At 43.3% G+C, this 23,703-nt stretch carries 22 protein-coding genes and 1 other annotated feature; of the genes, 4 read left to right on the top strand and 18 right to left on the bottom strand.

Annotated features, from left to right (window positions below; genetic code table 11):
- Position 1 precedes the first annotated feature (1 nt).
- From argJ to CS921_RS01745, 5 genes are all read right to left on the bottom strand, one after another.
- Positions 2-1,201 (bottom strand): bifunctional glutamate N-acetyltransferase/amino-acid acetyltransferase ArgJ, encoded by a 1,200-nt coding sequence (argJ, locus tag CS921_RS01725; RefSeq protein ID WP_099221309.1) that lies wholly within the window; start codon positions 1,199-1,201, stop codon positions 2-4.
- A gap of 14 nt (positions 1,202-1,215) precedes the next feature.
- Positions 1,216-2,244, bottom strand: coding sequence for an N-acetyl-gamma-glutamyl-phosphate reductase (gene argC, locus CS921_RS01730; RefSeq protein ID WP_099221310.1), 1,029 nt, complete (start codon positions 2,242-2,244; stop codon positions 1,216-1,218).
- A gap of 172 nt (positions 2,245-2,416) precedes the next feature.
- Complete coding sequence (gene thiI, locus CS921_RS01735; RefSeq protein ID WP_099221311.1) at positions 2,417-3,628, bottom strand: tRNA uracil 4-sulfurtransferase ThiI; 1,212 nt, start codon at positions 3,626-3,628, stop codon at positions 2,417-2,419.
- The gene (locus CS921_RS01740; protein ID WP_099221312.1) at positions 3,629-4,768 is read right to left on the bottom strand and encodes a cysteine desulfurase family protein; all 1,140 of its coding nucleotides are present in this window, start codon (positions 4,766-4,768) and stop codon (positions 3,629-3,631) included. It abuts the gene before it with no gap.
- A gap of 90 nt (positions 4,769-4,858) precedes the next feature.
- Positions 4,859-6,565 carry a septation ring formation regulator EzrA gene (locus CS921_RS01745; RefSeq protein WP_099221313.1) on the bottom strand — a complete coding sequence of 569 codons (1,707 nt, stop codon included), beginning with the start codon at positions 6,563-6,565 and terminating at the stop codon, positions 4,859-4,861.
- 250 nt (positions 6,566-6,815) lie between these two features.
- Between CS921_RS01745 and CS921_RS01750 the strand changes: the two genes are divergently transcribed.
- The 3 genes from CS921_RS01750 (at position 6,816) to CS921_RS01760 (ending at position 8,648) form a co-directional block, all read left to right on the top strand.
- Positions 6,816-7,307: a GAF domain-containing protein gene (locus CS921_RS01750; protein ID WP_099221508.1), complete on the top strand. Its 492-nt coding sequence runs from the start codon at positions 6,816-6,818 to the stop codon at positions 7,305-7,307.
- 219 nt (positions 7,308-7,526) lie between these two features.
- Entirely contained in the window at positions 7,527-8,129 is a 603-nt protein-coding gene (gene rpsD, locus CS921_RS01755) for a 30S ribosomal protein S4 (protein ID WP_099221314.1), read from the top strand.
- Between the two features lie 153 nt (positions 8,130-8,282).
- Complete coding sequence (locus CS921_RS01760; protein ID WP_099221315.1) at positions 8,283-8,648, top strand: YxeA family protein; 366 nt, start codon at positions 8,283-8,285, stop codon at positions 8,646-8,648.
- A 51-nt stretch (positions 8,649-8,699) separates the two neighbouring features.
- On the opposite strand, the gene tyrS is transcribed toward CS921_RS01760, so the two are convergent.
- The 5 genes from tyrS to CS921_RS01785 form a co-directional block, all read right to left on the bottom strand.
- Complete coding sequence (gene tyrS, locus CS921_RS01765; RefSeq protein WP_099221316.1) at positions 8,700-9,962, bottom strand: tyrosine--tRNA ligase; 1,263 nt, start codon at positions 9,960-9,962, stop codon at positions 8,700-8,702.
- Between the two features lie 119 nt (positions 9,963-10,081).
- Positions 10,082-10,279 (bottom strand) — a binding site (T-box leader).
- 66 nt (positions 10,280-10,345) lie between these two features.
- Positions 10,346-11,347 carry a catabolite control protein A gene (gene ccpA, locus CS921_RS01770; protein WP_099221317.1) on the bottom strand — a complete coding sequence of 334 codons (1,002 nt, stop codon included), beginning with the start codon at positions 11,345-11,347 and terminating at the stop codon, positions 10,346-10,348.
- Positions 11,348-11,612: 265 nt separating this feature from the next.
- A complete protein-coding gene (locus tag CS921_RS01775) occupies positions 11,613-12,695 on the bottom strand; it encodes a bifunctional 3-deoxy-7-phosphoheptulonate synthase/chorismate mutase (RefSeq protein ID WP_099221318.1) in 1,083 nt (360 codons plus the stop codon).
- 235 nt (positions 12,696-12,930) lie between these two features.
- Positions 12,931-13,437 carry a YtxH domain-containing protein gene (locus CS921_RS01780; protein WP_099221319.1) on the bottom strand — a complete coding sequence of 169 codons (507 nt, stop codon included), beginning with the start codon at positions 13,435-13,437 and terminating at the stop codon, positions 12,931-12,933.
- A gap of 21 nt (positions 13,438-13,458) precedes the next feature.
- The gene (locus tag CS921_RS01785) at positions 13,459-13,911 is read right to left on the bottom strand and encodes a DUF948 domain-containing protein (protein ID WP_099221320.1); all 453 of its coding nucleotides are present in this window, start codon (positions 13,909-13,911) and stop codon (positions 13,459-13,461) included.
- Positions 13,912-14,128: 217 nt separating this feature from the next.
- Between CS921_RS01785 and CS921_RS01790 the strand changes: the two genes are divergently transcribed.
- Complete coding sequence (locus CS921_RS01790; RefSeq protein ID WP_099221321.1) at positions 14,129-15,241, top strand: aminopeptidase; 1,113 nt, start codon at positions 14,129-14,131, stop codon at positions 15,239-15,241.
- Positions 15,242-15,312: 71 nt separating this feature from the next.
- Here CS921_RS01790 and CS921_RS01795 read toward each other — a convergent pair whose 3' ends face one another.
- The 8 genes from CS921_RS01795 to CS921_RS01830 form a co-directional block, all read right to left on the bottom strand.
- On the bottom strand, positions 15,313-15,858 hold the full coding sequence (locus tag CS921_RS01795; protein WP_099221322.1) for a peroxiredoxin: 546 nt from the start codon (positions 15,856-15,858) through the stop codon (positions 15,313-15,315).
- A 135-nt stretch (positions 15,859-15,993) separates the two neighbouring features.
- A complete protein-coding gene (gene murC, locus CS921_RS01800) occupies positions 15,994-17,334 on the bottom strand; it encodes a UDP-N-acetylmuramate--L-alanine ligase (protein ID WP_099221323.1) in 1,341 nt (446 codons plus the stop codon).
- A 287-nt stretch (positions 17,335-17,621) separates the two neighbouring features.
- Positions 17,622-20,102, bottom strand: coding sequence for a DNA translocase FtsK (locus CS921_RS01805; protein WP_099221324.1), 2,481 nt, complete (start codon positions 20,100-20,102; stop codon positions 17,622-17,624).
- 288 nt (positions 20,103-20,390) lie between these two features.
- Positions 20,391-21,008: a YtpR family tRNA-binding protein gene (ytpR, locus tag CS921_RS01810; protein WP_099221325.1), complete on the bottom strand. Its 618-nt coding sequence runs from the start codon at positions 21,006-21,008 to the stop codon at positions 20,391-20,393.
- Positions 21,009-21,016: 8 nt separating this feature from the next.
- Positions 21,017-21,793, bottom strand: coding sequence for a DUF1444 domain-containing protein (locus tag CS921_RS01815; protein ID WP_099221509.1), 777 nt, complete (start codon positions 21,791-21,793; stop codon positions 21,017-21,019).
- A gap of 42 nt (positions 21,794-21,835) precedes the next feature.
- Positions 21,836-22,147, bottom strand: coding sequence for a thioredoxin family protein (locus CS921_RS01820; RefSeq protein WP_099221326.1), 312 nt, complete (start codon positions 22,145-22,147; stop codon positions 21,836-21,838).
- A 111-nt stretch (positions 22,148-22,258) separates the two neighbouring features.
- Positions 22,259-22,480 (bottom strand): hypothetical protein, encoded by a 222-nt coding sequence (locus tag CS921_RS01825; RefSeq protein ID WP_099221327.1) that lies wholly within the window; start codon positions 22,478-22,480, stop codon positions 22,259-22,261.
- On the bottom strand, positions 22,473-23,546 hold the full coding sequence (locus CS921_RS01830) for a M42 family metallopeptidase (RefSeq protein WP_099221328.1): 1,074 nt from the start codon (positions 23,544-23,546) through the stop codon (positions 22,473-22,475). The genes CS921_RS01825 and CS921_RS01830 overlap by 8 nt, the downstream gene beginning before the upstream one ends.
- Positions 23,547-23,703: the final 157 nt, after the last annotated feature.

Here is a 23,703-nt window from a genome sequence, read left to right on the forward strand (position 1 = left end):
CCTATGTTCTGTAACAGGCGTTAATTTTGACATAGTCGTAGCTTAAATCACATCCCCATGCCAAGCCTTTTTCTAGTCCTTTATGCAAGTCGACTTGAATATGCAGCGCGTCATTTTCTTCTAGATAAGTCGTCAAGGCTTCTTTATCATAAATTGTTGCCACGCTTTTATCCAAAATACAGTGCGGGCCAATTGAAATTGTAATATAATCCGGTTCAAAACGCCCACCCGAATAGCCAATCGCACAAATGATTCTCCCCCAATTCGCATCCCCGCCGAACATTGCGGTTTTAACCAAGCTGGAAGATACGATTTGCTTGGCGATCATGCGTGCATCTTCTTCCGTCGTCGCCCCGCTCACTTCTACTTCAATCAGCTTAGTGGCACCTTCTCCGTCTCTGGCAATACTTTTGGCCAAATGTTCCGCAATTACTTGAAACATTCTGCTGAATTTTGCAAAATCGGCATGCGTCTCTACAAGCTGTTCATTCTGAGCGAGTCCATTGGCCATCACGATCACCATATCATTGGTGGAAGTGTCGCCGTCAACGGTAATTTGATTAAACGTCTGGTGAACAGTCCCTTTGAGTAAGCGCGTCAATGTATCCGCTTCAATCGCAGCATCGGTTGTGATGAAACCGAGCATTGTAGCCATATTGGGATGAATCATGCCGGAGCCTTTTGCCACGCCGCTCATCGTCACCAGCTTGCCGCCGATCCATTCCGTGATTGTCAGTTCTTTTTCAGTCGTATCGGTTGTCAGAATCGCTTCATGGAATCCTTTTGGCGAGCCGTTCAGTAAATGCAGCCTCTCCATCCCCGCTGTCACTGTATCAATATCCAGATATTCGCCAATCACCCCTGTGGACGCTACGGCAATCTCGCTTTCTGGAACACCCATCTTTTGCGACGCTTTTCGCTGCATTGTTTTCGCCGCCTGATAGCCTTGCTCACCTGTACAGGCATTCGCATTCCCGCTGTTAACGATGATGCCTGACAAGGTGTGGCTTTTTGCAAAAGCTTCTTTGGTTACAGCAATGGGGGCCGCTTGTACTTGATTCGTCGTATAGACAGCTGCCGCTTGGGCCGGTACCTCTGAATAAATCCAGCCTAAATCCTTTCTTTTACGTTTCAACCCCACATGCTTCCCGTCTGCATGAAAACCTACTGGTGAAGCAATTGTACCTTGGATAATCTCCATTTTCCCATCCCCTTTTATGGATAAAGTGGGACAAAATCAAGTCCCGCCTGTTCATCAAAATGAAAGTAACGATTCATATTTTGGATTGCTTGACCAGCTGCTCCTTTCACCAGATTATCAATCACAGACACAATCGTCAGCCAACCAGTTCGTTCATTATAGACCAACCCGATATCGCAAAAATTGGAGCCGATGACCTGCTTTAATTCTGGCAGTGTTCCTTCTGGTTGAACGCGAACAAATGGCGCTTGCTGATAGTGCTGCTGATAGTATGAATAAAAAGTTTTAAAAGAAAAATCCAGTCCCATTTTTATGTAAAGTGTCGCAAAGATCCCTCGTGTAACAGGAATCAAGGATGTCTGGAATTGAATCGCCGGAAAGCCTCGTCGCCATTTTTGCAGCTGCTGTTCAATTTCCGGGATGTGCTGGTGTGCATCAGGCTTATAGAGCTGCATATTTCCATTCATTCGCGAAAAATGACTGGTTGCGGTCGGATTTTTGCCTGCTCCCGAAAGCCCTGATTTTGCGTCTATAATCACCGTTTCATTCACGCTATACTGACTTTCAGCGAGTGGTTTCAAGGCGAGTAGAGCAGCGGTCGCATAACAACCCGGATTACTGATAAAAGTAGCGCCGCTTCCTCCGCCATTTTCAGCCAGCCCGTAGTGCGCTTTTTCGAGATGCTCCGGTTCGGCTGCCGGCTTGTGATACCAAGCTTCGTAGACTGCTTTTGGTAAACGAAAATCACCTGATAGATCGATTACGGGAAAATCTGCTTCGATAAATGGCGCTGCATGCTGACTGGTCACCCCGGATGGTGTCGCAAAAAAGAGCAGATCGGCCTCTGCCATGATGGCTTCCGGATCAAATGGCTGAAATAAATCCGTGTATATGTGAGCCAAATGTGGATATAGCTCACTTAATGGTGCATCTCCCTGTTGCATTCGATGAAGAGAATGAATCTTCACCTGCGGATGTTGATGAAGCAAGCGTATAAGCTCCAGTCCGCTATAACCTGTCGCACCTGCAATGGCAACTTTCATGCTAACACCTCCTGTATGTTTTTCGAATATTAATACATATTATAAAACTGTATATTTATAATGTAAAATGATTTTTTATTTATTTTTAAAGCTATTTATGCACTTTTCGTGAATATAATATTCATTTCAAACAAAAAAACTGACAAGTTGTAAAGACTTGTCAGTTCGTTTTTTATAATAGATCCGCAAATTCATCAGTTACTTTTTCTTCGTCGGCTACTTGGACGGAAAACGTCTCGACATGGGCAAGTGCCGTTTCAATCATCGCATCAAAATCAATAAAACTTTCGTAATACTCGACTTTTTCCAGTTTTGGCTTTGTTTTAGGCGCGGCTGGTGTGAAAATCGTACAGCAATCTTCAAATGGCTGAATGGAAAGTTCAAATGTGTCGATTTTTTTAGCAATCTCAATAATTTCATTCTTGTCCATCGATACAACTGGACGGATAATCGGTGTAGCAGTAACGGCATTGATCGCAATCATGCTTTCTAGCGTCTGACTGGCCACCTGACCAAGACTCTCACCATTGACGATTGCCAACCCATTACGGCGGCGACGAAGTTCATCGGTTATACGCATCATCAGGCGGCGCGTCACGGTCATAATATAGCTTTCGGGAACCTGCTTCTTAATGGTTTCCTGAATTTCTGTAAACGGGACAACATGCATTTGAACCTGACCTGCATAGCGAGCAATTTTCTCCGCCAAATCTACCGCTTTTTGACGCGCTTTTTCACTCGTATAGGGTGGACTATGGAAATGCACAGCTTCCACTTCCACACCGCGCTTCATGGCCAAATAGCCGGCGACAGGACTGTCGATCCCGCCGGAAAGCATCAGCATGGCTCTTCCCGATGAACCAACTGGCAAGCCGCCTGCCCCTTGAACCGTTTGACAGGAAAGGAATACTCCATCCAGTCGAACTTCCACATTTAGTTTAATCGTTGGTTTTTTAACATTCACAGTGAGCCCTGGAACCGTCTGCAAAACATGGGCACCGATTTCCTGATTTAGCTCATTGGAGTCCAGTTCAAATTGATGATTGCTACGACGGGCAGCCACTTTAAACGTCGCTCCCGGAACGAACAGATCACTGACAAGCTTTGTTGCAGCTTCCTTAATCGCCTCTACATCGAGCGCCGTTTTCACAACCGGACTGAAAGATTGAATCCCGAAGACTAAGCGTAAACGTTCCATGACAACATCTGGATCCGCCCCATTTAAAAAGAGCTGCATGCGATCGCGTTCCCCATGAACTTTCACATTTGGCATATCTCGTACCACTTTTTTTACATTACTGGCCAGCCGTGCAACAAATTGCTTCCGATTCTTGCCTTTTGTTGAAAGCTCACCATATCGAATTAATATACGTTCAAATTCCACTCAATTCACCACTTCATTTAATTTTTTTAAAACTTCTTGAAAAGTATCAACAAATATTTCAGCTTCCGCCAGCTGATTTTGATAACCCAGACTGATTCGAATCGCAGAAACCGCTTCTTTTTCCGGCACTTTCATCGCATGGAGCGTACTGCTTTCTAGCTTACTGCGCGAGGAACAGGCACTTGTAGTCGACACATAAATATCCGCTTCTTCAAGCGCATGAACCAATACTTCCCCGCGACCGCCCGAAGCGGCTGACAGACAAAGAATATGCGGAGCGGCACCATTTTCGGGCGTATGAACGATTACTCCTGGCAAATTTTGCAGTTTTGTCCGCAAAAAACTCTGGATTTCCTGCATCTTCGCTTTTTTCTCATTCATTTCAGCAATCTCCAGCCGCAGTGCTTTTGCAAAGGCTACAATTCCAGCCGTGTTTTCCGTTCCGCTACGCCAATTTTGCTCCTGTCCGCCTCCTGAAAAAAGTGGGGCGAGCTGCCAGTTCTTCTTTTTATAGAGCAGTCCTGTGCCGCGGAGGCCGTGAAGCTTATGACCCGAAACGGATAGCAGATCGACATGACGCAAATCGAGCGACTCCTTCCCGATTCCCTGAACGGCGTCCACATGAAAGGCAATCTGCGGAAAGTCCGCTAAATAGTCTGCAATTTCAGCGATTGGCTGAATCGTGCCCACTTCATTATTGACGTGCATGAGCGAAACTAAAATCGTCTCTTTCAGGATGGCTTGTTTTAAATCTGTTAAAGAAACACGCCCCTCCGCATCCACTGGCAAATAGGTCACCGAAAATCCTTCTGCCTCAAGCTGCTTCATGGCTTCTCGAACCGAGGGATGTTCCACAGCCGACGTGATGCAGTGCCGACCGCGATTTTGATATTGATAAGCAATCCCTTTGATCGCCAAATTGTTACTTTCTGTCCCGCCAGAAGTGAAAATCAGCTCTTCTGGTAGCGCCCCCATGAGCTGAGCCGTTTGTTTGCGTGCCTGTTCCTGCAAATCGTGGGCTTTTTGTCCGAAACGATGCAAAGACGAGGGATTGGCAAAAAACAGGCTGGCCGCTTTCTGATAGCTTTCTAGTACCGCATCAGCCGGCTTTGTCGTGGCGCTATTATCAAAATAGATCATTTTGTTTCCCCCTTCATACCTTTAATATTTTAACATATCTGTCAACCCTCGAAAAAACTCTTTCTGCACAGTTGGCAGAAAGAGTTTTGATTAATCTTCTGAATGGGAAGCGGCATATTGCTTCTCAATTTTTTTGAATGCCCCGGTTTCAATCCGTTCGAGTGCTGTGACAGCAATCTCAAGCGCCTTTTTATACTGATAATCCTGATAGAAATGATTTTCAGCTTCACGCAGCTCTGTAGCCAGTTCTGGATTTTTCAAGCGGTAACGATTGGCATATTGAATGACCTGCTCAACCAGTTCCGCATTTTCGATCATTTCATCCGTCTTATCCGTCAGATGGGCAAGATCTTCTTTCGCGACCCGCCAATCTTGCGAGACAGCTTTCATATTCAGCGGCTTTTCATTCAAACGATCTTCCAGCTTCCGAATGGAGTCTTCCATGTGTAGAGCGAGCTCACGATACTCTTCTGGAACCCCTGGAAGACGCGCACGATCAATTTTGCGGGAGAGATTCACCACTTGGCGATGCATTCTTTCCGCATCCTCACGGGCTTCCAGTTCGTCTTTTCTAAGAGAACGCAGCTCTTCACTGATGGCATCTTGTTCTTCCGCAGCATGGTTCAGCTTCGATTCAATCTCTTTTAGTGTATCCTGTGCAGCTGAGTAGGCTACCTTTGCTTCTGAAAGCAGTTCGGTCACTTTAGCCAAATCCTGCGCCTGTTCAGAAATGGCGGAGGATGTCTTCAAATAATGCGCCAGCTCCTCTTCGCCGATATGATAAGTTTGTTTAACTTCCGTGATTTGTTCCGCCAGCTGTTCTGAAATCTCTTCACGTGCGCGCAGTTTTTCTTCCACGACACTTCGATTTTCCTTGACAAAGCTGCGGGCGGACACTTCTTGCTCAAGCGTTTCGTAGAAGTGTTCAATTTCCGTATGGAGCTCAGTCTGCCCCAGCTCAGCCGCGTCCAGCTCTCGCAATTTGATATTGGTAAGAATTTTGTTAATTTGGTCGCCCATTCTTTCAAACTCTTTATCAAATTCAAGCTGTTCCAAAAAATAGCCTTTATGTACCATTTCTTCATAACCATTACGTAAATTTTTAATTTCATCTGGTAAAACCGTTTCTGTTTCATGAAGCAAACTCGGGATGCGTTCCACTTCCTTGGCGGTTTTTTCAAGGTTTCGTTTCACAGCCACAATGATTTCGCGTGCCTCAAGATGATCCCCTTTATCTGTCAAATCATCATAGGCGACAATTTGTTCACCATAACCGTCCAGCTCTTTTTCGATAATTGGTAGCACCTCGCCCAATCTATAACCACGAGCTAAAATTTCCCGACGAAGTTCCGTATATTTTTCTTTTGTCGAGCGGCTTTCTTTGGCATTTTTTTCCTCACTTGTCAAAAGTTCTTTCAGACCGCCAAGAATTTGATTCATTTGCTGATCGATCGTCACGAGCATTTGTTCCAGATCGTTTTCAGCATGGGTCGCAGCACTGAACCGGTACCTGTCCGTACACATCTCTGCCTCTAGCATCACTTCTTCAATATCCGGGAAAAGCTTGGTTTCAATCTCATCCCAAGAAGCGCGCCAGGATTCAAACAACTCTTCTGTCTGCCCTGTCAGCTTTAGTTTTTTCACCTTCGATAATTCATCAATGACCGGCCGTTCCCTTAACATAATTTTCTTTTCTTCTAGTTCATTGATTCTGTTATAATGTTTTTTCTTCAGCAAATAGCCTGCGCCAATCACAAGGATGACGATGACAATAAAACCGATCAATAGATAAAGCATCCAAAATCCTCCCATCAAACTTCCAACTGGTCGATTCCTAACCAGTATAAATATTCATTATTTGTATACGCAATGACTCCCCTTCGTCATTTCATCACCTTGATAAAACAATAGGAGCCTACACATTTTCTATTTTAACAGAAATACGCCTGTTATTCATCATTTTTACCAAAAAATTAGGCACATTCTTTTTTCCATGCAAACGGCTATGGTATAATTTGGCTAATTGAGTAGAAATGTGGTGAATAAATTGATTGAAATCCCTAAATTTAACGGCACTAAAGAAGCGAATTATCAGCTTTGTCTAAAACAAGTGGAAGCAATGACAAAAGATGAACCCAACTTGATTGCCAATCTCAGCAACGTCTCAGCACTACTGAATCAGGCTTTGACAAATATCAATTGGGTCGGCTTTTATTTATATGAAGAAACAAGCAAGCAGCTCGTTCTTGGACCGTTCCAGGGACTGCCTGCCTGTATTCGCATTCCACTTGGAAAAGGCGTATGCGGAACGGCGGCTCTTTCGAATGCAATTCAGCGGATCGATGACGTCCATGCTTTTCCCGGGCATATTGCATGTGACGCTGCCAGCAAATCAGAAATCGTCTTGCCCCTTTCAAAAAATGGCCAGTTGATTGGTGTCCTTGATATCGATAGCCCCCATCTTGCCCGCTTTGATGAAACAGATCAGCTCTGGCTTGAAAAAATCGTTCAAGCATTGCTTCTTGAAATCTCTGTCTGAACATTGACAAGAAGTAAATAAGTACGGTATACTAGAAGGCGTGTAAAATGCAGCTTGTATGTACTCGTTTAAAGATCGTTGTTTACCCCCAGTCTAACTGTGGTATATTGTGTAACCCTGCGGCTGCAAAGGTGAAGATATATAAAGGTAAACTGCCCTCTAAGCGACACGTGCTCGTTTGTTTTTATGCCAAAAACAAATTAAAGGAGGAGTCTCTTAATGGCTCGTTACACTGGTCCAAGCTGGAAGGTATCTCGTCGTCTTGGCATTTCCCTATCCGGCACTGGTAAAGAATTAGAGCGTCGTCCGTACGCTCCAGGACAACATGGTCCTAATCAACGCAAAAAAATGTCTGAATATGGTTTGCAACAAGCTGAAAAGCAAAAATTGCGTCATATGTATGGACTAACTGAACGTCAATTCAAAAACACGTTCAACAAAGCTGGCAAACTTCAAGGTAAACATGGTGAAAACTTCATGATCCTTCTTGAACAACGCCTTGACAATTTGGTTTATCGCATGGGTCTTGCTCGCACTCGTCGTGCAGCTCGTCAACTTGTAAACCATGGTCACATCCTAGTAGACGGCAAACGTGTAGATATCCCTTCTTACCAAGTTTCTGTTGGTCAAGTGATTTCTGTTCGTGAAAAATCTGCTAAAAACTCTGCAATTATTGAAAGCTTGGACGTATCAAGTTTTGTACCTGAATACGTTACTTTCGACGCTGATAAACTGGAAGGTTCTTTAAACCGCCTGCCAGAACGCGCTGAACTTGCTGCTGAAATCAACGAAGCATTCATCGTTGAATTCTACAGCCGTTAATCGTTTTGCAGTGATGAAATACCCGCTCTTTTGGAGTGGGTATTTTTTTATGACAAAATTGTAAGTTTAATAGTGTGCTTTGTCATCTCTTTCGAGGGAACCTTTATTGATCCTTTGATAAACTGATAGTATCAATGAAAGAGAGGGTTCCATATGAAAAAAGCATTTTTTATAACGATTAGTGTTATTTTAGCGCTTGGCATCCTTGCAGTCCTGGCCTTACGCTTTATTAATTTTAATCAAATCGGCGCTGATCAGTACTATGTGCAAATTACTCAAAACGGTGATAAACAAACCGAATATGCGGATGATGGCGAAGATATCTCTCGCTACAATTATGAGCTGACGGGGTACGACGAAAATGGAAAGGCTAAAAAGTTGTCTTTCGATGCTGAAAAAAATTTACGTCTCAACGCATATCTGCGTGTTTACTATAAAAATGATGTCGTTTCTAGTTACGAAGAAGTGCAAAAACAAGATATTCCCCAAAAAGCCCAGACACAACTTGCTACACAATAAAACAGGAAAATCCAAATGTGCCACTTTCGCACATTGGACTTTCCTGTTTTTTTATCCGTTATAGGAAATCAAAAAGTATTTTTTCTTGCCGCGTCTAATCAGCGTATAACGATCTTCAATCCGATCTTCCTCTGTCAGTACTTTTTCCAGATCCTGTGTTCGTTCCCCGTTGATATAAATCGCCCCATTGGTCACATCTTCACGCGCTTGACGTTTGGATGGTTCAATACCGATTTCCACCAGCCAATCAATAAGCGGATGTGGCTCTTTCGTTGTCTGGAATGTCGGAACATCCTTAAAGCCTGTTTCAATCTCGTCTGCAGTAAGTGCCGCGATATTCCCGCTGAAAAGCGCTTCTGAAATTCTGATCGCCTGCTCAAGCGCCTCCTCACTGTGTACAAATTTTGTCATTTCAGCAGCTAGTGTTTTCTGTGCTTTTCGCAAATGCGGCTCGTTTTTAACCTGCTCCTCTAATGCACTAATTTCTTCTTCCGTTAAGAAAGTAAAGTACTTAAGGTAGCGAACGACATCACGATCATCCGTATTGATCCAAAATTGGTAGAATTCATACGGTGTCGTTTTTTCTGGATCTAGCCAGATAGCGCCACCTTCTGTTTTTCCAAATTTTGTTCCGTCTGCTTTTGTAAGAAGTGGGATGGTAAGCCCAAACGCTTTGGCATCCTCCCCTTGTTTTTTACGGATCAAATCTAAACCGGCTGTGATATTGCCCCACTGGTCGCTACCACCGATTTGGAGCTTGCAATCATGGAATTCATAAAGATGGTTGAAATCCATCGCCTGCAAAATCTGATAAGCAAATTCGGTAAAGGAAATCCCCACTTCCAAACGACTTGCCACGATATCTTTCGCAAGCATTGTATTGACATTAAAGTTTTTGCCGTAGTCACGCAGGAAGTCTAGGATGGTCACATCTTTGGTCCAGTCATAGTTGTTGGCCATCGTTGCTGCTGCTTCCCCGTCGAAATCAAAAAAGCGTTCAAGTTGAGCCCGTAATCGCTGAACATTTTTTTCGATCTGCTCCACCGATTGGAGTTGGCGTTCTTCTTTTTTACCACTAGGATCGCCAATCGTCCCTGTTGCCCCACCAACCACAATGATCGGTTTATGTCCGGCATTTTGGAATCGTTTTAGAATCATAAACGGAATCAAGTGGCCGATGTGCATCGAATCACCTGTTGGATCTATCCCGCAATAAAGGGAGATTTTTTCTTTTTCCGTCAATTCTTTCAAGCCGGCTTCATCTGTTTGCTGATAGATTGCGCCCCGCCAAGTCAGTTCATCAATAATATTCATGTTTAATTCCTCCTTTTAAACTCCTATACAAGTAAAGACTGTCCACGCTGGGAATAGACACTCTCCTTATATGCTCCACCTAATAAGCACCAATAAAAAAAGCCCTTCGCAAAAATATGCGAAGGGACGTATGTGACAACGTGGTACCACCCAACTTGAGACTTCATTTCATAACGGCTTTGACACCGGCCGTACCATTTCCTGTACAGCGTGACTCCTGGATGTAATTCGGTCTACTCCATATATATCGGTTCACAGCACCACCGACTCTCTTAAATAGGGATGGATGACCTACTTCGTCCAATCATTGTCATTTACATTCTTTAATTGATATTATTCTTTATATCATGCTAGTCAAACACTTGTCAAGCTGCCTTTGATTCTTACTGCTTAGTCGAACCGCGCAATTTCTCACTATGTGGTAAAATAACGGTTCTTTCATCTACTTCTTCGTTCGTCATCAGTTTTGTCAAAAGACGCATGGCCACAGCACCGATATCATAAAGAGGCTGTACGATGGTCGATAATTGCGGACGGCTCATCAGTGTCAGCTTGGTATTGTTGCTTGTCATTACTTCAAGCTCTTCCGGCACATTCACACCTTCATCTAGCGCAGCATTTAAAATGCCGATTGCCAGTTCATCTTCAGAAGCAATCACTGCATCCGGTTTTTGAGCAAGTTTTGAAAGCTCTTGCCACGCTTTGACTCCCGCATCATAATTATAATCAGATTCTACAATCAAGGACTCATCAAATGAAAGGCCTGCTTCTTTGAGCGCTTGTTTGTAGCCTTCTAATTTTAATTCACGATTGACAGGCTCTTCCAGTGATCCACTGACAAAGGCGATGCGTTTCCGACCGTTATCAGCAAAACGTTTCACAGCAGATTTTGTTGCTTCCAGATAATCAATATTAACAGAAGCCAGTTTGTTTTCCAAGTCAACTGCCCCAGCAAGTACAACTGGTGCCGGCGAACGGTCAAACTCTTCTTGCAACTGGTCCGTAATTTTTTCACCCATGTAGATAATTCCGTCTACTTGTTTGCCAAGCAACGTATTAAGCACTTGAAGTTCTTTGTCTTCATTCTCATCTGAACTACTCAAAATGATATTGTACTTATACATAGTCGCAATATCTTCAATTCCTCGTGCAAGCTCTGCATAGAAGACATTGGAAATATCCGGAATAATGACTCCTACTGTCGTTGTCCGCTTGCTGGCAAGACCACGCGCTACCGCATTCGGACGATAACCCAATTGATTGATGACATCCAACACCTTTTTACGTGTTACAGGTTTCACGTTCGGATTGCCATTAACGACACGCGATACTGTTGCCATTGACACGTTTGCTTCACGTGCAACATCATAAATCGTTACATTCATCTTTCTCACACTCCAACATTCAATTATTTTAACGGCGTTTATGTACCATTTGTAAACGTAAACATTATTGCCTTCTCTTTATAATACGATAACTTTTCGAGAGATGCAATTGTTTTCACTTCTTATTTTCATTTATTTTCATAGAAAAACAGCATGATTTAAAGAAATACGATCTCAAAATTAGATATATCGAGTTTTATTCCCAAAAATGCGTAACGTAGAAAAAGGCTCGAACCGTCTACCACAAGTTCGAGCCTTGAAAAAGTTAAATATTTTGTTTCATAAGGTTGGAAGAAAGAATTTCGTTCCAAAATGCGTCAAATTCTGGTAAATTCATCTGTTGTGCTGCGTCAGAAAGGGCCACGGCAGGATCTGGATGCACTTCTGCCATAACGCCATCTGCATCGATAGCCAGAGCCGCTTTCGCACATGGGAGGAGCAGATCTTTGCGGCCAGTTGAATGCGTTACATCCACCATTACCGGCAGATGGGTTTCTTTTTTCAAAATCGGTACAGCCGAAATGTCTAAGGTGTTCCGAGTCGCCTTCTCATAAGTCCGAATACCACGTTCACACAGGATGATTTGACCGTTTCCTTGTGACATAATATACTCGGCCGCTCCAATAAATTCTTCTATCGTTGCCGAAAGCCCCCGTTTTAACAAGATCGGTTTGTTGACACGACCTGCCTCTTTTAATAGTTCAAAATTCTGCATATTCCGCGCGCCGATTTGAATCACATCCACATAGTCTAGTGCTGTTTCAATATCAGCAGGTGTCACAATCTCACTGATCACACGCAGATCATATTCATTCCGAATGCGTTTCAAAATTTCAAGTCCTGGTACACCGAGTCCTTGGAAGTCATATGGGCTTGTCCGTGGTTTGAATGCCCCGCCACGAATAAATTTCAGTCCCTTTTCTTGAATTGCTGCTGCAACTTGCGCGACTTGATCATACGATTCCACCGAGCATGGACCGAAAACGAAGATCTGTTCACCATCTCCAATTTTCACACCATCAACATCGACAATCGTATCCGCTTGCTTGCTTTTTCTAGAGACAAGCAGTGCTTTTGAATGATCCTCTTCTTGAAGTTCAAGACCCGCTTTGAAAATTTCTTTGAATAAATGCTCAATGGTCGAATCATCAAATGGACCAGCATTTTGTGCAACAAGCTGATTCAACATTTCACGCTCGCGAACTGGATCAAAGCGAAGTGATCCCTGCGCTCCTTTAATCTTGCCGATTTCTTGTACGAGATTCGCTCGCTCGCTTATTTTCTTTAGAAGCTCGATGTTTAGTGTGTCAACTTGATTTCTCAGCTCCTCTAAATGTGTATTGCCCATTTTCCTTCCACCCTTCTGCTTCAAAACCGCTAAGTTTACCAATCATTATAACGGACATTTTCGCTTTTGTCACGATTACTTCTCTCACTTAATCGCTTTTAAGTGTTAAAGTAAATATGTATGAATTATCTTATCATCCTTCCAAAAAGAATGCAACCTTTTATTTTTCATTTTTTAAAGCCACAAAAAAAGAGACGCAGTCACCCGCATCTCTTTTTGTCAGAAAAAGCTTCACTTATTTTTTCACAATTTTTTCTGCTGCATCTTTACCTTCTGCTGCAGTTTTTTGTACATCTTTTTTAGCAGAGTCTGCTGCTTTTTCTACATCACTTGCAGCAGATTTTGCTTCGTCTTTCACTTTGTCAGCCGCTTTTTCAATGGCTTCTTTATCTTCGTCCGCATTTTTTTTGATTGTTTCTTTCACTGTTTTGCCTTGTTTGCTGACGGTATCAGCCACTTTGCCTGTCTTATCTTTTACAACACCGACAAAACCGCTTGCAGTACCGACTAATTGTTCTTTTTTGTCTTTGGCGACATTGCCGATTTCGATTCCTTTTTCATAAGCAACATCTTTCCATTCGTTGCCTTTTTCTTTTAGTGTACCCACTTGGTCATTTAAATCACCACGTAGTTCTTTACCAGATTTCGGTGCTAAAAGTAGCGCTGTGACTGAACCTACGATACCACCAATTAATCCACCAATTAGAAAATCTTTTACATTGATACCTTCTTTATCTGCCATCAGTAATCCCTCCAAAATTTTTTAGAATGTTTCTTCATGTGCCTCTTTTGCTGCTTGCTTTGCTGATTTATTCGCTTTGAACTTGTCACGGAATGCCAGTATCGAGTTGCTGATTGAAACAGCCTGAGCCAGCCGCGCCTCGTTCTCACCTACTTTATTCGTTGCAAGTGTTGCCAGTTGTCTGACCGACTGACTTAAGCCGAGTAAAGAAGTCCCGATATCGCCAACAGCGTCAAATACAGGATCAACCTTGCCGACTTTACCATTGACATCTTCTAGCAGATCATTGGTCTTGTCCAGCAGTTTCTCGGTTTGATCGGTAATTCCCTGTACTTCAACCGTTATTTTTTCAATAGACTTACTGACTTCCTCCATCGTCTGAGCAGTCGATTTCAACGTCTTACTTACAGAAATCGCAATCACTAGTAGTGCAATCCCCGCGATCAGTACCCCGATATATAAGATAACGATCATGTCCACACCTCCATATTCCTCGTTCACTTTACCCTTTTCAAGCATATGTAAACGACGAGTAGTTCCTAAGTCGCGTAAAATCGTCCGCGGAAACCATCGTTAGCCTTATTTTAGCATGGAAACTAAAAAAAATAAACTAATAAGGAGCCGTCTCTATGAATTTGATTCTTTTCATGTAAAATAGAAAGTGAACTTATTTTTAAAGGAGGAACATATTTTGAGAGATCCACGCATTCAAACACTCGCACATAACCTGATTAATTACTCAGTAAAGCTTAAGAAAGGCGAAAAAGTACTCATTGAAAACTTTGGCTTGCAAACAGAATTTGTTGAAGCGCTGGTAGAAGAAGCTTATCAAGCCGGCGGATATCCTTTCGTCTCATTGAAAGAACCCAAAATCGATCGAGCACTACTTTTAGGCGCCTCAGAAGAGCAGTACCAACAAGTCGCTCATTTTGAAGCCAATGTGATGAAAGAAATGGACGCATATATCGGCCTCAGAGCAGGAAATAACATCAACGAACTATCGGATGTTCCAGCTGATAAAATGAAAATCAACGGTGCAACAGTTGGCAAAATGCATACAGATATCCGCGTGAAGAAAACCAAATGGGTCGTGCTAAGATATCCATCCTCTTCCATGGCACAACTATCTGGCATGAGTACGCGCGGCTTTGAAGATTTTTATTTCCAAGTTTGCAACCTTGACTACAGTAAAATGAGTCACGCCATGGACGCACTTGTCGAGCTGATGAACCAAACCTATCAGGTGCGTTTAGTCGGACCGGGCACTGATCTGCGTTTTTCCATCCAAGATATTCCGGCTATCAAATGTGCAGGTGAATTAAATATTCCAGACGGCGAAGTTTATACAGCCCCTGTTCGCGATTCGATCAACGGAACATTATCTTATAACACGCCTTCCCCTTACCAAGGCTTCGTATTTGAAAATGTCTCCTTCACATTTAAAGATGGGCAAATTGTCGAGGCAACCGCCAATGATACCGAACGCATTAATCGCGTGCTAGATACAGATGCAGGAGCCCGTTTTATCGGCGAATTCGCCATCGGTGTCAATCCTTTCATTCACGAACCCATGCAGGACATTCTATTTGATGAAAAAATTGAAGGCAGCTTCCACTTTACGCCTGGTCAGTGCTACGATGATGCATATAACGGCAATCATTCTTCCATTCACTGGGATCTCGTCAATATTCAGCGTCCGGAATACGGCGGCGGCGAAATCTATTTTGACGATCGGTTGATTCGCAAGGACGGTCGTTTCGTGATTCCTGAACTTGCCTGCTTAAACCCTGAAAATCTCCTATAAAAAAACGTGAAGCTGTTTAAGCCGAGATTCTATCATCAGATCTCGTGCAAAAATAGCTTCACGTTTTTCTTTTAAGAAAGCGTTTGTTCGCCTGGCTGCCAATCAATCGGGCAGAGACCGCCTGTTTGAAGAGCTTGCAAGACGCGTAGCACTTCGTCTACTTCCCGTCCCACATTATTATGATGCACCACTTCGTATTGAATCTCGCCTTCCGGGTTAATGATGAACAGGCCACGCAGTGCTACGCCTTCCTCTTCAATCAACACCCCATAGTCGCTAGTTGTCTGGTGATTCATGTCGCTTGCCAGCGGGAACTTAAGCTGACCAATTCCACCTTCTTCAAGACGCATATTTGTCCAAATCAGATGGGAATGGATTGAGTCCGTTGAAACACCGATAATTTGCGTTTCCAGCCGCTCAAACTCCTCCGCTCTGGCCGACAAGGCAACAATTTCAGTTGGACAAACAAACGTAAAATCCATTGGATAGAAAAACAAGACTGTCCATTTCCCATCTGCCAGTTGATCCTCTAGTTTGATTTTTCCAAATGTACGATCTGGCATCACTGCATCCAGTTCAAAACGCGGTGCCGGCATGCCAACTAATCGTTCTGCCATCACTAGATCCCTCCAAGTTAGTAAAATATCTCACAAAAATCATTGTAATACAACGGCTCAGCTCTTGTAAAGCCGCTTTTAAAAACCGCCTCAACCCGTAATGGACTGAAGCGGTGATGATAAGCTTTTAAACGATTAATTGATGGCCCGTTGATCGGCCTCTGTACGAATCTCTGTATGATCAAGAATTTTTTCATAAGCGGCCTGGAATTTTTGCACATCGCCTGCACCCATGAAAAGAATCACTGCATCATGATAGGGAAGCAGCTCTTCGGTATGATTTTCTTTGATTACATGGTGGCCTTTTGTCAGCTGTGCCAAATCTAGTATGGATAGATTCCCCGCTTTTTCACGTGCCGATCCAAAAATATCACAGAGATACACTTCATCCGCCATATTCAAACTATCTGCAAAGCCTTGTAAAAATGCTTGCGTACGTGTAAATGTATGGGGTTGGAAAACCGCCACTACCTGCCGATCTGGATATTTCTGCCGTGCTGCGTTGACAGTTGCACGAATTTCAGACGGGTGGTGGGCATAATCATCTACTAAAATTTGATATTTTTTCTCTGTGATGCTGAAACGCCGTTTGACGCCAGCGAAAGACAGAAGCTCATTTTTGACTTCTTTGACTGACAGATTTTCATACACACAAAGCGCAATGACGCTCAGTGCATTCAATACGTTATGATCACCATATGTAGGAATCTCAAAAGTATCAATAAATTCACCTTGATGATACACGTCAAAAATCGTCCCAGTCGTTTGCTTGATTACATTTTTAGCTTGAAATTCATTTTCCGCGCCAAAGCCAAAATAAATAATCGGCACTTCCAATTCCAAGCGTCGCAATTGAAGATCGTCTCCTAGTGCAAAAACGGCTTTTTTCACTTGCTTGCCCAGTGTTTCAAACGCATTGAAAACATCGTCTACACTCTTGAAATAATCTGGATGATCCCAGTCAATATTAGTCATGATGGCATAGGTCGGCTTATAGGCAAGAAAATGGCGCTGATATTCACATGCCTCAAGCGCAAAATAACCATCTTCCTTGGAGCCCCTACCAGTACCATCCCCGATCAGATAACTGGTGGGCGAAAGCGACTCAAGCACATGCGAAAGAAGCCCGGTTGTGGATGTTTTCCCGTGCGAACCAGTCACCGCAATACTTGTATAGTCTTCAATCAGCTGCCCTAAAAACTTATGATAACGAATCACAGGTAGATCCATTTGAATCGCCCGTTCAATTTCTTCGTGCGTGTCAGGAAAAGCATTGCCGGCAATAATCGTCAGGCCTTCATGAATGTTTTCTGCTGAAAATGGTAAAATTTTGATGCCTTTATCTTCTAAAGCTTTTTGCGTAAAGAAATATTTTTCAACATCAGATCCTTGAATCTGATAACCTTTGTCATACATAATTTGAGCTAGGGCACTCATCCCTGCTCCTTTGATTCCAACAAAATGATACACTGTCATAATAATCGAACCCCCACTATTTACTTGGAAGAGGGTGTCTAGTAGATTGCTTTTTCAAGCAGTTAAACGTGATGTATTCTTCCCGTTTTTCTTAGACATCTTCTTACTTTTTCAGTTCATACTTCTACATTACCCAAATTTCATTTTTTCACAATTTTATATGAATCACCTGTACATTATAGCACTTTCCCTATGAATAGAAAAATCTTTCATCAAATTTGTGAAAAATGGCTTAGTTTTATCCTCGCGTTCCATTTTTCATTCACAGAGAAAGCATGCAGATAGTACTAGAAACTGTTATTTATTGGCATTTCCCGTTTTTCACGAAGTTTCTGCAATTGTTCATGCGTGATAATGACGTCGCGCGGTTTTGAACCATTCGTACCAGAAACAACACTGTTTTCTTCTAAAGCGTCCATCAGTCTGGCGGCGCGATTATAGCCAATTCGGAAATGACGTTGCAAGAGTGATGTCGAAGCAGCATTTTGTTTCAACACAAAGTCGCATGCGTCGTCAAACAGCTCATCCTCCGCCTCCCGTGTGCTTTCTTTTGCCAAAAGCTCTTTTTCTTCAAATAAGTAATTCGGTTCTCCCTGCTTACGGGCGCACATGACAACCGCATCGATCTCTTCATCACTGACAAAAGTGCCCTGCAGACGGACAGGCTTATTCGTACCGTTTGGCAAAAATAGCATGTCCCCTTTTCCAAGCAGTTTTTCTGCCCCCGTCGCATCTAAAATCGTGCGCGAGTCGATCGAACTTGAAACCGAAAACGAAATTCTGGTTGGAATATTCGCCTTGATCAAACCGGTAATGACATCGACAGAAGGCCGCTGTGTCGCAACGATCATATGAATTCCACAAGCACGAGCTTTTTGGGCAATCCGGCTGATCGATTCCTCTACATCATTTGGGGCAACCATCATCAAATCGGCTAATTCGTCAATGACAATCAAAATATATGGCAGCTTCTCGCCGGAATGTTCCGGATGGCTGGCATATTCATTATATTTTTCCATATTCCGCACGCCTGTATGAGAAAACAGCTGATAACGGCGTTCCATTTCTTCCACTGCCCATTTCAAGGCTGCAGTAGCTGCTTTGGCATCCGTAATAACAGGACTCACAAGATGCGGAATGCGGTTATAAGGGGCCAGTTCGACCATTTTAGGGTCAATCAGTAAAAGCTTCAACTGATCTGGGCGCGCTTTGTAGAGCAGGCTGACTAAAAGAGAGTTGATACAGACGCTTTTTCCCGACCCTGTCGCACCGGCAATTAAACCGTGCGGCATTTTTTGCAGATCGGTTGCAATTGGATTGCCTGAGATATCCAAACCAAGTGCAGCAGTCAGCGGTGACGGATTCTCTTGGAACACTTCTGCTTTCATAATTTCAGAAATCATTACCGGCCGAGAGTGCTGATTCGGAATCTCGATCCCAACAGTGCTTTTCCCTGGAATGGGCGCTTCGATTCGGATGTCTTTTGCCGCCAAGCTTAACTTGATATCGTCGGACAAATTGGTAATTCGGCTCACCTTGACGCCTTTTTCCGGCTGAACTTCAAAACGTGTTACAGCTGGTCCCTGTGTCCGATTAACAACATGCGCCTGAACATTAAAGTTCAGCAGTGTTTCGTTTAGCAATTCTTCTTGTTGATCCAGCCAGACATCATTATGTTCGACAAAAACTGGTGGATTTAAAAGCGCAAGTGATGGAAAACGATAATCACCCGTTGAACTACTCGTTAGCGTCTCCGTTTTAGGCGTTTCAGGAACAGCTTCCGTCGAAAGAGGTGTTTTTTCAACTACCGCGACTTCCGGCTGCGTATGTAGATCGGTCTGTTCAGCTGGCGGCTTCTGGCGTCCCTTCGCTCGATCCTGATTGACCATCATCACATTAAAAGGAATACGCGTCCTGCTTAAGCGCTCAACCCGCTTGGAGATACTCTCCGCTTCGCTTACAGGTGGCGTTTTTTCTGTCATTTCAGGCTCGACTACTTCACCAGAGGTTTCTGCCACTGGCTCTGCTTCTTCCTGCAATCGTTCAATCACTGGCTCACTAATCTCATCAACCGGTTCAACAGCTATTTCTTCAACAGAAACAGCGGCAACTTCTGGCACCGCTTCTTCTTCCTGTTGGATGATCGCTGAGAAATCATTTGGCGTCGTTTCGATCGTCTCGCTTAAATGGTTCCGCTCTTCTTGAATGACTGGTGTCGAATTTTCTACTTCAACAGCCGCATCTTTTATTAAAACAATTGGCTCCTGTACTTCGGCTGATTCCTTTTTTCCAAGCGAAAATTCAAAATTGCTTGGCCGTTTTTGAAAAGCAAAGACTGGAGATGGTACTTCGGTTGCTTGAAAAGGCTTTTTCTTTACAACAGTTTCTTCTTTTTGGGCAACAGGAATCGGTTTTTCCGCCTGAAAAGAAACAGGTCTTTGTGTAGATTGGCTTTTTACAGGCTCGTTTTGCATCGCTTGATCTGGAATGACTGGAAAACGAAATTCACCTTTTGGATATTGATAAACCATTTTCGTTTTAACTGACCGTTTTTTAGCGCCAGTTTGTTGTCGATTCACACTTTTTGCAGCGGGTCTCAAATAGGTCTCTGGTTCCTTCTTTTGCGCCTTAACCGATTGAATAGGCACTGTCTGCAACTTTTTTTTCTCTCGTTTTTTTGGTTGTTCTTGTACAGCTTTACTTGGCTGTACAGGTTCTACTGCTGTTTCTTCAAAATCTCCAAAGAAAAAGTCTTTAAACCATCCCATAAATCATCACACCTAAAAATTTATTTCTTGTTTGATTCTAACAAAATATAATTTTGATTGCTATCGAAAGTTAATTTTACAGGAGAAGTTGACTATTTGTAAAGCATTAATCGTTGATAATAAGCGATTTTCATAGCAATAAGAAATAATTATCACACGCCTCCAAAACGTTCGTTATACAATTCCGCGCTTTTTTGTACACTAAATATAAAAACGCCACAAACCGTGTGTTTTGTGCAAACAAAAAGTCGAGACTCCTTGATAAGTCTCGACTTCATTTTCTATTCATTAAAAAGTGGTGGCAAATACTGATCCCGTTTCCGTTTCACCACCTAACACGAGGATCCCCTTTTCTTGCGGTGCATCGGGAATCGCTAGCTCACGTGCTGCACATAGCATGCCGAACGAGTCTGTACCACGCAAATTCGACGGCTTGATAACAAGTCCACTCGGCATCACTGCACCCACTTTTGCTACGACAACTTTTTGACCTGCTTCTACATTTGGGGCTCCACAAACAATTTGCAGAACTGCCTCCCCAACATCTACTTGACAAATACTCAGTTTATCCGCATTTGGATGCTTATCCTTCGACTTCACATAACCAACGACGAATTTAGGCGAAAGATCTGCTTCAATTTCTTCTTCAAAACCATTCTCTTTCAAGATGCGGTTAAAAGCAGCAATTTTCTCTTCTGTTAAAGAAACTTTTCCTTTTTCATCAAGTGTTAAATACCGACGAGCATGAAAGACATTATACCCCGCTACCGCCCCTGTATCTTCTTGATAAATTTTCGCCACATCGCCTTTGCGTTCAAAGGTTCTTTTTTCTGCATCGATGTCCCCTACCGTAATGATCAGCGTATCACCGATGCCTTTTTCATTATAAAATGCATTTACTATCACGTCTCGTTCTACTCCTTCGGTTGATTTTTTGCCAAAATAAAGATTGGTTCCAGTTTACCATGCTGATAAACAAATGGTAAAGAGGTAATCGGCACTAACCCTTCCGCAAAAAATTGCAGGTTCATATGTGCCAGTATATCATAGCCCGTGTCATTTCGGATGTCCGCCACGACCAGTACGTCCTGATGAGGCACAGCCACGACCGTTTCCCCCTGAAATTCTTTTGCCAGACTATCCAAAAACGGCCGATTCAAGATTCGACTGGCATCGTAGCCATCATTCGTTCGCACAAAATAAAAATCATTTCCCGCTACACGATCCACCTTAAACGGATTCTCTTTTACCAAAAGATTTTGCTGCGCCAGATGATCCAATTCCGCTAAATCCAATTTTGCCTGCGCAGCCATTTCTTCTGTAAGCAAACGATAGGATGCACCCAGATCATAGGCGTAATAAATGCGCGTCTCAGCCGTATGCTCCTTGCTGATGAATTTTTGTCCCGTTTTAGAAGCCAGTGGAAAAGAGGCCGCCCGAACAATTGGCAAAATCCGCTTGCTAGATCGGGTTAATTCGACGGCAGCCGACTCAGCTTTAAAACCCTCTACCACATAGTAGCAGATTTTCCGAATCGCTTCCTCCCCTTCCTCCTCATAACGCGCAATAATAGAGGGCAGCGAAAGCTTTATTTTCCGGCCATTCTCTTCGATTGTCAATTGATCTTTCTCACGGTCAAACAAAAAGCGACGTCCAGGCGCATTTAAAAGTTGCTCTATTTTCCCTTTCATCGTCCAGGTATCGATTTTCAAAGAGCCCACCGTCCTTTCGTTCTATAATGCAGCTAAAAAGTCATTGATTTCTTCTTTTGTTTTGCGGTCTTTACTTACAAATCGCCCTAGTTCTTCGCCGTCTTCAAAAGCAACGAAACTTGGAATGCCGAAGATTGACAACTCCGCGCATAAATCGATAAAGGCATCGCGATCCACATAATAGAAATGGAAATCATCATTTTCCGCTTCGATTTCTGGTAAAAACGGTTCAATAAATCGGCAATCTCCGCACCAATCTGCACTAAACATAAAAACCGTTTTCCCATTTTCTTTTAGTCGTTCAAAATCTTCTACTGTCTTTAATGCTTCCATGACACAATCTCCCTCATTTCTTTTCTTACATGCTACTGTCTAGCTGTTCATTCGTCCAGAAATCAGCTCAAAAAGAAGGCTTGACGCAGAAAAGCACGCCAAACCCACCACCTAACGAATCCGCTCTTGTTTCTTGCGTTCATATTTATACGCATTGGAAAAAGCGAATCCAAGAATGAGCATCCCTGAAACAAGCGTTGTGATAATCCAGCCCCAACCAGTTTTTTCAAAATAGCCAATCTGAAGAATCGTTCCCGCCGCAAACATCACTCCAGCTGCGAGCATCAAATAACCAACCACAAAAAGCGGCTGTTTCCATTGTTTTTTAAGCATTGTTCTTGATCGATTCAAAAGTCGACTTATCCAGCGTCCGAATCACTGTAAGAAGCATCTCTTTGGCCGCCGCATAATCGTCAACATGTAAAATCGAATTCGTGGAATGGATGTAGCGGGCAGGTACGCCAATGACAGCACTAGGAATTCCGCTTAATGAAGTATGCACTTTTCCAGCATCCGTTCCGCCTGGCGAAACAAAATATTGATATGGAATCTGTTTCGACTCAGCTGTATCAAGCAAAAATTCGCGCATTCCGCGGTGCGTCACCATCGTGCGGTCGAAAATACGCAGCAAGAAACCTTCTCCGATTCGTCCAAACTGATCTTTAGCACCAGCAATATCATTTGCCGGACTGGCATCAAGAGCAAAGAATATGTCTGGCTGAATCATGTGTGTGCTGACACCAGCGCCGCGCAGTCCAACTTCTTCCTGCACATTCGCACCAGCATACAGTGTATTCGGCAACTTTTCTCCATGAATCTCTTTTAAAAGTTCGATTGCCAGGCCAACGCCATAACGATTGTCCCAAGCTTTTGCCATGATTTTTTTCGGATTAGCTAGCGGAGTGAACGCCGCGACTGGCACAATAAACTGCCCCGGACGAATACCAATTTTTTCAGCATCCTCTTTTGAATCCGCGCCGATGTCAATCAACAATTTGCTAGGCGGGGTCGGTTTTGCCTTTTCTTCATCTGAAAGCAGATGCGGCGGCACCGAAGCAATCACACCGACAATCGGTCCATTTTTTGTCATCACTTGCACACGTTGTGCCTGCAAAACCTGTGGATTCCAACCACCAAGCGTCTGGAAGCGCAGTAGCCCTTGCTCTGTAATCTGGGTGACCATAAAACCAACTTCATCCATGTGCGCCGCCACTAAAACACGTGGCCCTTCTGTCGCGCCTTTACGAAGGCCAAAAATCCCGCCGAGTCCATCTTCGACAATTTCATCCGTTACAGGCGCAATTTGTTCCCGAATATAGTTGCGCACGCGCCATTCATCACCAGAAGCGCCCGGAAGCTCTGTCAGGGTTTTAAACATTTCAAGTGTATGCTTTTCCATTATTACCATCCTTTATCTCAAGTCTCTCATTTATTATAACAAAGAAAGCTTTCGTTGTTCGAACATTTACTCACGAATGAAAAAAACTTTCCATTCTCAGAAAGTATAGTATAATAAAAGAGGAAATTTAGAAAATCTTGATATTTTATGAGATACT

Origin of the sequence: Listeria costaricensis (assembly GCF_900183385.1) — a bacterium.
Taxonomy (GTDB): Bacteria; Bacillota; Bacilli; order Lactobacillales; family Listeriaceae; genus Listeria; species Listeria costaricensis.